Source organism: Streptomyces sp. ActVer (assembly GCF_027270795.1).
Classification (GTDB): Bacteria; Actinomycetota; Actinomycetes; order Streptomycetales; family Streptomycetaceae; genus Streptomyces; species Streptomyces umbrinus_A.
This window is the reverse complement of record NZ_JAPWHT010000405.1, coordinates 1-9,476: the sequence shown is the minus strand read 5'-3', so window position 1 is coordinate 9,476 and position 9,476 is coordinate 1. Positions and strand designations below refer to the sequence as shown.

At 70.8% G+C, this 9,476-nt stretch carries 9 protein-coding genes; all 9 read right to left on the bottom strand.

The window, feature by feature from the left end; all coding sequences use genetic code 11:
- A partial coding sequence (locus O3Q52_RS41615; RefSeq protein WP_269653744.1) for a hypothetical protein occupies positions 1 to 1,058 on the bottom strand: 1,058 nt, incomplete at its 3' end.
- Between the two features lie 5 nt (positions 1,059 to 1,063).
- Positions 1,064 to 2,347, bottom strand: coding sequence for a DUF4910 domain-containing protein (locus tag O3Q52_RS41610; RefSeq protein ID WP_269653743.1), 1,284 nt, complete (start codon positions 2,345 to 2,347; stop codon positions 1,064 to 1,066).
- Entirely contained in the window at positions 2,335 to 3,360 is a 1,026-nt protein-coding gene (locus O3Q52_RS41605) for an NAD(P)-dependent oxidoreductase (protein WP_269653742.1), read from the bottom strand. The genes O3Q52_RS41610 and O3Q52_RS41605 overlap by 13 nt, the downstream gene beginning before the upstream one ends.
- A 3-nt stretch (positions 3,361 to 3,363) precedes the next feature.
- Entirely contained in the window at positions 3,364 to 4,011 is a 648-nt protein-coding gene (locus tag O3Q52_RS41600) for a PIG-L deacetylase family protein (RefSeq protein ID WP_269653741.1), read from the bottom strand.
- Positions 4,008 to 4,817 carry a glucose-1-phosphate cytidylyltransferase gene (locus O3Q52_RS41595; RefSeq protein WP_269653740.1) on the bottom strand — a complete coding sequence of 270 codons (810 nt, stop codon included), beginning with the start codon at positions 4,815 to 4,817 and terminating at the stop codon, positions 4,008 to 4,010. Before O3Q52_RS41595 ends, O3Q52_RS41600 begins: the two co-directional genes overlap by 4 nt.
- Positions 4,814 to 6,049, bottom strand: a complete 1,236-nt coding sequence (locus O3Q52_RS41590; RefSeq protein WP_269653739.1) for a class I SAM-dependent methyltransferase — start codon at positions 6,047 to 6,049, stop codon at positions 4,814 to 4,816. Before O3Q52_RS41590 ends, O3Q52_RS41595 begins: the two co-directional genes overlap by 4 nt.
- Complete coding sequence (locus O3Q52_RS41585) at positions 6,046 to 7,323, bottom strand: glycosyltransferase (protein WP_269653745.1); 1,278 nt, start codon at positions 7,321 to 7,323, stop codon at positions 6,046 to 6,048. Before O3Q52_RS41585 ends, O3Q52_RS41590 begins: the two co-directional genes overlap by 4 nt.
- Before the next feature lie 2 nt (positions 7,324 to 7,325).
- On the bottom strand, positions 7,326 to 8,654 hold the full coding sequence (locus O3Q52_RS41580; protein ID WP_269653738.1) for an O-antigen ligase domain-containing protein: 1,329 nt from the start codon (positions 8,652 to 8,654) through the stop codon (positions 7,326 to 7,328).
- A 1-nt stretch (position 8,655) separates the two neighbouring features.
- The coding region (locus tag O3Q52_RS41575; RefSeq protein WP_269653737.1) for a right-handed parallel beta-helix repeat-containing protein at positions 8,656 to 9,476 on the bottom strand (821 nt) is incomplete at its 5' end.

Genomic DNA, 9,476 nt, shown 5'->3' with positions numbered 1-9,476 from the left:
GCGCGCAGCCCGGCCGCCGCACCGGTGCCGAGGCCGGCGCCCGCGACGCCGAGCGTCGCCGGCACGATGAGTTCAGAGGCAGAGCTCCAGACGCCGCCGAGCACGAACTCGCCGACCCGGTCCGGCATCAGCAGCAGTGCCGCGCCCCAGAGCAGCGCGGCGGCGGCCTGCCCGCCGCCAAGATGGAGGCAGAATCTGTTCAGTTGACGCGGGGCCTGCCGCAGCACCCGTGCAGCCTCGGCGACGGTGACCAGCGACAGCCCCATCAGCAGAGCGAGGAACGGGCCGAGCAGGAGCTCGGCGCCCCGGACCGCACCGACCGCGCCGACCCCGACGATGGCGCCGAGGCCGTACGCCCTCAGCTGGCTCGCGCCGCTGAGGCTGACGTTCTCGACCAGGTACCGGTAGCCGAGATCGCGCTGCTCGCGAAGCCACCCGCGCGCCCCGGTCATCCGGGGGCGGATGCCTGACTGAAGGCAGCCGTACACCGCGGCCACCGTGGCGGACGCGCCCCAGGCGAGCAGGAAAGCGGCCACGCTGCCCACGTGGGCCGCCACCACCATGGCCGGGACGAGCGCGACGCCCCACACGAGGTCGTTGGCGAACGCCTTTTGCCCGGAGCCGGCCGCGAAGAACGCGAACCGCCAGGCGTCCTGCAGCAACAGCGCAGGCAGTACGACGCCGAGGGAGACGAAGGCGGGCCCCACACGGCCGCCCAGGCCCAGCCCGACCAGCAGACACATGGCGCCGAGGGCGGTACCGATGCCGAGGGCGGCACCCGACGACCGGGCCGCCGCCGCGCGCCAGGACGCGGTCGGTACGCCGCTGAAGCGCACCACGAGCGGGTCGGTGGCCAGGCCGCGGGAGACGTTGAGCACCACGCCGTAGGTCAGCCAGGCCAGGCTGAACACGCCGAAAGCGGCCAGCCCCAGCGAGCGTGCCACGTAGATCCCCACCGCGAAGTTGGTCATGCTGGAGGCCGCCTGGTCGGCCAGTCCCCAGGACAGCCGGCCGACCATGGCCCGCTTGGCGGTCCGCTTCTCCCCCTCGGTGGTCATCGGTGTCACGTCTTGATCAGCCCGGCGTCGTGCAGGGCATCGGCCGCGGCGGCGACGGTGACGAACGGCAGCCCGGACCGCTCGGCGACGTCCAGCAGACTGTGTTCGCCCTCGGAGAGGCTGAGCACCCAGAGCATGGCCATCTGGGCCTGCTTGGTGTCGCTGCGGCCGCCGAGCGCGTCGTACAACCCACGTCGGCCCAACTGTGGCTCCCCGTAGGGGCTGAGGTTGACGTACCGCCGGTTGCGGTCGAGCACGGCGAACGCCTCGCGGCAGACTGCAAGGGTGTCCGCCATCGCCTCCGGAGAGACGAAGTCCGGGTTGTCCGCCGAGGTGTGGTACTCGGGGTAGCCGGCGTACGGGGTCCGGCTGAGCGACCCCACGCCGAGGTTGAACCCGGGTGAGCAGTACTGCCGCTCGTCATAGCCGTAGGGAGTGAACTCGGTGATGTGGTGCGGGCGTTCGGAGGCAGCCAGCACGTGCCGCATCACCCGGTCGATCTCCGCGTCGCCGCGCCTGCTCTGCTTGTACGTCAGTTGGCCCGGGTCGCCCGCGCAGGCCAGCACAAGACCGTGCTTGACCCGTTCCACCCGCTCCGCGTTGCGGGCCAGCCAGGTGATGGCCCCGATGGTGCCGGGCGCGTAGACGAACCGGTAGGTGTAGTACGGCGTCCGCTCCGCCAGTGCCCTGGCCAGGAACGTCGCCACCGCGATGCCGGCCAGGTTGTCGTTGGCCAGTGACGGGTGGCAGACGTGGCAGGAGACGATCACCTCGTCCTGGACCTGCCCGGGGACCACGTGCTCGGCGTAGGTGAGGTGGCCGTCCGCGAGGGTGGAGTCGACGCGCACCTCGTACTCGCCGTCCGGCATCGCGTCCAGGGTCTCCTGGGCCAGGCAGAAGCCCCACTCCGGCTTGTAGTAACTGGTGCGGTACGGCACCCAGTTCGGGTGGTCCGGCAGGGTGTGCAGGTGCGCGCGCAGCTCGGACAGGGGCATGGTCCTCGCCACCGGCACGCTGTAGCCGAGCACGTGCAGGCTGGACGCGGCGAAGTCGACGACACGGTTCCCGGCGGGGTCGGCGATGTACGCGTCCCGGATGTTCCACTCCTGCGGCACCGTCCAGTCGAGCACCTGCGTCCCGGTCGGGACCTCGTGCACCTGGAGCGGGACGTACTCGCCGACGATGTCCAGGGTGGCGCGCACACCGTCGCCGGTGATGCTCCGGCAGAGCGGGTACGTCCGCTCCACCAGCTCGTACATCTCCTCGCCGACAGTGGTCATCGGCGCCACCGCAGGGTGTCGTCGACGGTGTCGGCTTCGGACGCCGCGCGCAGCACGGCGAGACGGGTGAAGCGTTGCTCGAAGTTCTCCCGGGTCAGGTCGAACTTCCGGTAGGCGTCAGCGAGTTCGAGCGCGCCCTGCTTCACCGTCCACTCGCAGTCGAAGCCCGGTATCGCGGCGCGGAACCGGGAGAAGTCCACCCGGTACGACCGCGGATCGGCGCCGTGCTCTCCGGTGATCACCACCTTCGCGCCGGACACCGCCTCGGCGACCTGCTCGGCGATCTCGGCGACCGTGACGTTGTTGGTCTCGCTGCCGATGTTGAACGCCCGGTCGTGCACCGCTTCCCGCGGCGCGGTCAGGGCGGCCGCGAAGGCCCGTGCGATGTCGGCGGCGTGCACCAGCGGGCGCCAGGGGGTGCCGTCGGAGAGCACAAGCACCTCGCCGGACAGCAGCGCATGCCCCACCAGGTTGTTCAGCACGATGTCGGCGCGCAGCCGGGGCGAGTAGCCGAAGGCGGTGGCGTTGCGCATGAACACCGGGGTGAAGTCGCCGTCGGACAGCGCGTGCAGGTCGTCCTCCACCCGCACCTTGGACTCCGCGTACGGCGTCACCGGGCGCAGCGGGGCGTCCTCGGCCACCAGGCCGTCTCCGCCTGCGGCGCCGTAGACCGAGCACGTCGACGCGTACAGGAAGCGCCGCACTCCGGCGTCGCGGGCCAGCCGGGCCAGCCGTACGGAGGCGTGGTGGTTGATGTCGTAGGTGAGGTCCGGCGCCAGCGATCCCAGCGGGTCGTTGGAGAGCGCGGCCAGGTGGATCACGGCGTCCACCCCGGCCACGTGGTCTGCCGTGACGTCGCGCAGGTCCACCCGCACCCCCGGCGGGTCCGCGGGCGCCGGGCCGAGGACGCAGTCGGCGAACAGGCCGGCGTCGAGGCCGACGACCTCGTGCCCGGCGGCCGCCAGGACCGGGGCCATGACGGTTCCCAGGTAGCCCTGGTGTCCGGTCAGCAGTACGCGCAAGGTTCAGTCCCCCAGATCGAGCGTGAGTTTGGTGACGGCGAACGCCTCGGCGTATCGCTCGTGGCATTCGATGCCGCGGATCCGCGCGAGGCCGAGGAAGGCCTCCCGGTCGTACCAGGGCCGGTGCCGCTGCGAGGGGTAGTGCTCCTGCAGCAGCCGCACCTTCTGTTCGGCGATCTCCGGCGACAGCGGCTGGTACGCCGTCGGACGGCCGAGATCGCCGTCCCACTTGACGATCTCGTAGCCGAGGACCAGGTGGTCGCGGAACGCCGTGGGTATCAGCTGCGCCAGACCGCGGTGGTCCTGGTGCGCGTCATCCGTGCGCGGGGCCAGCACGAGATCCGGCTCGGTGCGCTCGCGCAGTTCCTCGACCGCGGCCTTTGCCTCCTCCCAGTGCGCGGGCAGCCGGCCGTCCGGCAGCTTGTGCACGGTCAGCCGCAGGTCGGCGCCCGGGCAGAAGGCGGCGAGCGCGGCCTCCTCCTCCTGCTCGCGCTCGCTGCCGCCGCCGGAGAGCACCAGCGCGTCGACACGGATGCCCGGCCGCGCCCGGCACAGCGTCAGCAGCGTGCCGCCGGCGCCGATGGCGATGTCGTCGCAGTGCGCGCCCACCGCGACGATCCGGTCCATGGGCCCGGTGCCGAGCTGGATCATGCGGTTCTCACCCCGGGGTTCGCTCCCGCGCCGTCCCGTTCCCACACGGCCCACGGGCGGTCGCCCCGGGTGTAGGCGTCGTCGAGCGCGGCCCGCTCCTTCACGGTGTCGGTCGGCTTCCAGAAGCCACGGTGCTGGTGCGCCACCAGCCGTCCGCGCTTGGCCAGTTGGGCGCATCCGTCGGCGACCAGGTCCCCGTTCTCCGGTATGTGGTCGAAGACCTCCTGGCGGAGCACGAAGTAGCCGCCGTTCTCCCACAGCGGCAGTTCGCTCACCGCGGTGATGCCCCCTACGAGGCCGTCCTCGCCCAACTCCACGCAGTGGAAGGAGGACTGCGGCGGCACCACCATCATCGACGCACCGGCGTCGCGCAGGGTGAACCGGTCGATCATCTCCGGCAGCGGGGCATCGGTGAGCACGTCGGCGTAGTTGGCGAGGAACATCTCGTCACCGTCCAGGTGCTGCCGCACCCTGCGCAGCCGCTCCCCGATCGGCGACTCGATGCCGGTCTGCGCGAACGTGATGGTCCAGTCGGCGATGTCGGTGGACAGCAGCTCGGTCCGCCCGCCCCGCAGCACGAAGTCGTTGGACACCGTCTCCTCGTAGTTGAGGAAGAAGTCCTTGATGTGGTGGGCCCCGTACCCGAGACACAGGATGAACTCCGTGTGCCCGAAATACGCGTAGTAGCGCATGACGTGCCAGATCAGCGGGCGCGGGCCGACCATCGCCATCGGCTTGGGCACGTCGTCGGAGGTTCCGTTGCGCATCCGCATCCCGTAACCGCCGCAGAACAGGACGACCTTCATGGCTTGACCTCGACAATGCTCAGTTCCGGGATGGGAAAGACAAGCCGGCCGCCCCACTCGTGCACGAAGGACAACTGCTCGACCAGTTCGGCCCGCAGGTTCCACGGGAGGACGAGGACGTAGTCCGGCTTGTCGGCGGCTATCTGCTCGGGCGGCAGGACCGGGATGCGGGTGCCCGGGGTGAACCTGCCGTGCTTGTAGGGGTTGCGGTCGACCGTGTACGGGAGCAGGTCGGGCCGGATACCGCAGTGGTTGAGCAGGGTGTTGCCCTTGCCCGGGGCGCCGTAGCCGACGACCGTCTCGCCGCGCTCGGCCGCCTCGATGAGGAACCGCAGGAGGTCCCGGCGCACCTTGGCCACCCGGGCGGAGAACTCGGTGTAACCGGACAGCTCCCGCAGCCCCGCGGCCTTCTCCCGGTCCAGCACGTCGGTCACCCGCTGCGTCGGCTCGCCGGCCACCTCGGCCGGCCGGGCCCACAGCCGGATGGAGCCGCCGTGCGTGGGCAGCAACTCGACGTCCACGAGCGTGAGTCCGCCGCTCGCGAGGGCTCGGATCGCGGACGCGACCGTGTAGTACTGGAAGTGCTCGTGGTAGATCGTGTCGTACTGGTTCTCCTCGATCAGGGTCAGCAGGTGCTGCACCTCGATGGAGACCCAGCCGTCGTCGGCGACCAGGGCGCGCAGCCCCTGGGTGAAGCCGACCACGTCGGGGATGTGCGCGTACACGTTGTTGGCCACGACCAGGTCTGCCGGGCCGTGCTCCGCGCGGACGGCGGCGCCGGTGGCCGGGTCCAGGAACTCCGTGAGTGTGGGCACACCCGCGTCCCGCGCCGAGGCGCCCACGTTCACCGACGGTTCGACGCCGAGGCAGCGGATCCCGCGGTCCACCACATGCCTCAGCAGGTACCCGTCGTTGCTCGCGACCTCGACCACGAAGGTGTCGGGGCCGAGACCCACCCGCCGCACGGCATCCGCGACGAACGCGCGCGCGTGCTCCACCCAGGAGGTCGAGAAGGAGGAGAAGTACGCGTACTCGCTGAACGTCTCCTCCGGCGTGATCAGCGGAGGGATCTGCGCCAACCAGCAGTCGGTACAGACCCGCAGGTGCAGCGGGTACGTCGGCTCCGCCTTGTCCAGTTGGTCCGCGGCGAGAAAGCTCTCACATGGTGGCGTCGCCCCAAGGTCGACGACGCTCGCCATCGCTTCCGAGCCGCAGAGTCGGCATCGTGTCATCTGCTCTCCCCATCCCCCCTGCTCACGCGGTGTCCCCGCCGCGAGTCAGTGTTCTTGTCCCGCACCGGCGGTGGGCTGTCCCCGCCGCCGGACCGGCCCGCGATCGCGGTGCGGTACTCCTCCACCAGGCGCTCAAGGCCGACAGCCGGGCTGAAGTCCAGCTCGTAACGGCGCCGGGCCGCCTGGCCCATCTCCCGGTTGCGGGGCGGCTCGGCCGCGATCCGGCGTATGCAGGACGCGAGCGAGGCGGGCTCGCCCGGCCGGTGCAGCAGCCCGGTCACCCCGTCCTCGACGAGTTCGACGAAGGCGCCGTGACCGGCGGCGACGACCGGGACCCCCGCCGCCATCGCCTCCACCACCACCAGGCCGAACGCCTCCAGCCACGTCGAGGGAGCGACCACGGCGACCGACCGCGCGACGGCCTTCCGGCACTCCGCCGTGTCGTACAGGCCGACGTAGCGCACATCGTCGCGGCCCGCCGCCCAGGCGGTCACCTCCCGCTCCAGCGGCCCCGTACCGGCGATCACGAGCGGCACGCCCACACCGCCGCTCGCCGCGATCTCGTCCCACGCGGCCATGAGCAGCCGCACCCCCTTGGCCTCCGCGAGCCGGCCGAGATAGAGCAGATGCTCGCCGCTGCCCTCCCGGCCGACGCCCGGGTCGGGCACGAAGTTGTGTTTCACCGCGAGCCGCTCGGCCGGCATGCCGGCACGCACCAGGACGTCGCGCTGCGCCGCGGAGAGGCAGAAGAACCGCTCCACGCCGGACCACCACCGCCGCCGGTTGACCGACAGGCTGACCGCGAGTGGCACCGTCGCCAGCCGGGAGTTCCGATAGCAGCCGTGCCGGACGGCGGGCAGTGGTGCGGAGCCGACGCACTCGGTGCACGGCCGGCCGTCCCGTTGCAGCGTGCCGGGTGGGCAGACCTGGGTGTAGTTGTGCAGCGTGGCGACGGCGGGCACGTCGGCGTCGGCGCAGGCGGCGAGGACCGCGGGCGACAGGAGCGGGAAGACGTTGTGAACGTGCACCACGTCCGGCCGTTCGGTGCGCAGCCGGGCGGCGAGCTCCGTGCGGACCGCCGGGTTCCACGGCACGAGGAGCGGCAGCGCGGCCTTGGAAAGGAGGGACCGGGCGGCGATGTCGTCGCTGCGCCGCTCGAACACCTCGACCCGGTGGCCGGCCTCGCGCAGCAGCGCGACCTCCTGGTCGACGACCTTGTTCTCCCCACTCGGCTGTGCCGAGGCGTAGCGGTTGTGCACCACGAGGACGTGCATGCTCAGGTCGCCTCCGATCTTTTGGCCCATCGCGGGATGTGTCGTCGCGGGGCTTCGGGTGTCGGGAGTCGAGGGACTTCGGGCGTCGAGAGGCGGGTGGCCGCGGCAGGTGTCGCCAGCAGTGAGGCGGCCACGGCCAGATGCAGCAGATACGGCGAGGCGTCGCCAAGACCGGCCTCGGTGTACGACGCGATCGCGCAGTAGCTGATCAGGAAGATCGCGCAGGCCCTCGACAGCGACGGTGGCCGCAGCAACGCGACGCCGGCAAGGACGATGATGATCGCCGCCACCAGGGCGACGCCGATCAGACCCTGCTCCTGGTAGACGGCCAGCCAGCTGTTGTCGATCGGCAGCCCGCCGAACGACTTGTCGCCCAGGCCCATGCCGAACAGCTGCTCCGCGGTCGTCCGGGGCGCCGCCAGCAGGGCATCCCAGACCTTGGCCCGACCGGTGAGATTGGAGAAGTTCTCCTGGCTCTGCCCGCGCAGGAACCACGCCTGCAGCGCGGAACTCAACGCCACCGCGGCCACCGTGGCGCACAGCACCGCCCAGACGAAGAACCGGCGGGCGGCGGCACTGGTCAGGACGAGCGAGCCGATCGCCAACGCCAACCCGATGAGCAGCCCGAGGGTGGCCGTCCGGGTATGGGTCAGCACGAGCAGGACGAGTGACGGCACGATGACCACCGCCGCGCTTGCCCTGTCGGTCCGACGGCCCAGTACGAGCAGCACGGTGAGCCCGATGACGACCGCCGCGTACTGTCCGATCTGCGGCGGGGTGAGCGGCCACAACGCGCCGACAAGGCGTCCGCCGTAGAGCTCGGGCATGGCCGCGCCCGGTGACACGACCAGGCCGGCGGCCACCGACCCGAGCACCGCGAAGTACATCCGGATGTGGTGCCGGACGAGCGTCGGGCCGCCGTCCCACCAGCGGCTGAGCAGCCACAGCGTGCCGACGAAGAGAGCCAGCCGGCCGCAGCGGAACAGCGCGCCGAACCCGGACTCCAGGTTCGCGCTGGAGATCACGCTCAGCACCAGCAGCAGGGTGAGCAGGAACACGAAGGCGCTCGCTCGCAGGCGCAGCCGGAGATTGACCGCCAGCGCCAGCGCGAACGCGGCGACCAGGGCACCCATGGTGACCATCTGGATGAGGGAGCGGGGCAGCGGAATGATGGTCTTCGCCCCGGTGGAGCCGAGCGTGTTGAGGATCAGCAACCCCCAGACGATTCCGACGACCTTCGGTGTGCCGCCAGGGCGCGGTTCGGCGCCGGGCCGCGTGCCCGCCGTGTCCGGTCCGCCCGGAAGCCCACCACGCCGCAGGTCCCCGCCCATCTCAACCACCGGCCCGTGGGCCGAGGGTGCTGCCCGTGTCCTGCTGGTAGGTCCCGCCCTGCCACTGGTCGAAGGTGAGCACCCGGCCCGGGTCGTTGGCGACGAATTTCCATGATCCGAGGTAGACGTTGTCGTGCCAGCGGTTGTGCTGTTTGAGGGTGATCGCGTCAGCCACCCGCTCGCCCTTGTAGGGCGACCAGTCCGGATAGGTGCCGTAGTTGGACAGCACCGCCATTCGGTCGCACATCGTCGTGCACTCGACGACGGACTTGTCCAGCACGAAGCGGTTGCCGTGGATGTCCACCCGCTGGGTCTTCCACCGGCAGTCGCTGTAGAGCGGTGCCTTGGCGATCGCCGGCTGCGCGCAGCGGTCGGCGTTCCGCACCAGCAACGTGCAGTCACCGGACGAGGTGTTCGCCGGGCTGTTGCAGAACCGGTCGGCGTTCTCCCACAGGGTGATTCCGGACCAGTTGTTCTCCAGCAGGTTCCCGTAGACCTCGATCTTGTCGGTACGGGCCCGGATCCGTGGTTCGCCGCCGGACTCGGACAGGTAGACGGTCGCGTACGGGAAGTTGTCTCCGCCGTCGGCCCCCTTGCGGCCCTCGACCCAGTTGTTCCGCCGGATCGTGTTGTTCCGGATCACCGCGTTGTAGCTGGTCTCGTAGATCAGCGCGGCACCGTCGTTGGCCTCGATCACATTGTTCTCGATGCGGAAGTCGTTGTTGTTCGTGTCCGCCCACAACCCTGTTCCGCGGTTGTCGTGCACCCAGTTGCCGCGTACGTCGGCGCCGTTGACGGCCCAGAACTTGATGCCGCCGGTGC

What these genes read in the sequence shown, in the direction of transcription:
- O3Q52_RS41600 (WP_269653741.1), bottom strand. Translation starts at nt 4,011, where the DNA reads ATGATCCAGCTCGGCACCGGGCCCATGGACCGGATCGTCGCGGTGGGC.
- O3Q52_RS41585 (WP_269653745.1), bottom strand. Translation starts at nt 7,323, where the DNA reads ATGCACGTCCTCGTGGTGCACAACCGCTACGCCTCGGCACAGCCGAGT.
- O3Q52_RS41595 (WP_269653740.1), bottom strand. Translation starts at nt 4,817, where the DNA reads ATGAAGGTCGTCCTGTTCTGCGGCGGTTACGGGATGCGGATGCGCAAC.
- O3Q52_RS41590 (WP_269653739.1), bottom strand. Translation starts at nt 6,049, where the DNA reads ATGACACGATGCCGACTCTGCGGCTCGGAAGCGATGGCGAGCGTCGTC.
- O3Q52_RS41580 (WP_269653738.1), bottom strand. Translation starts at nt 8,654, where the DNA reads ATGGGCGGGGACCTGCGGCGTGGTGGGCTTCCGGGCGGACCGGACACG.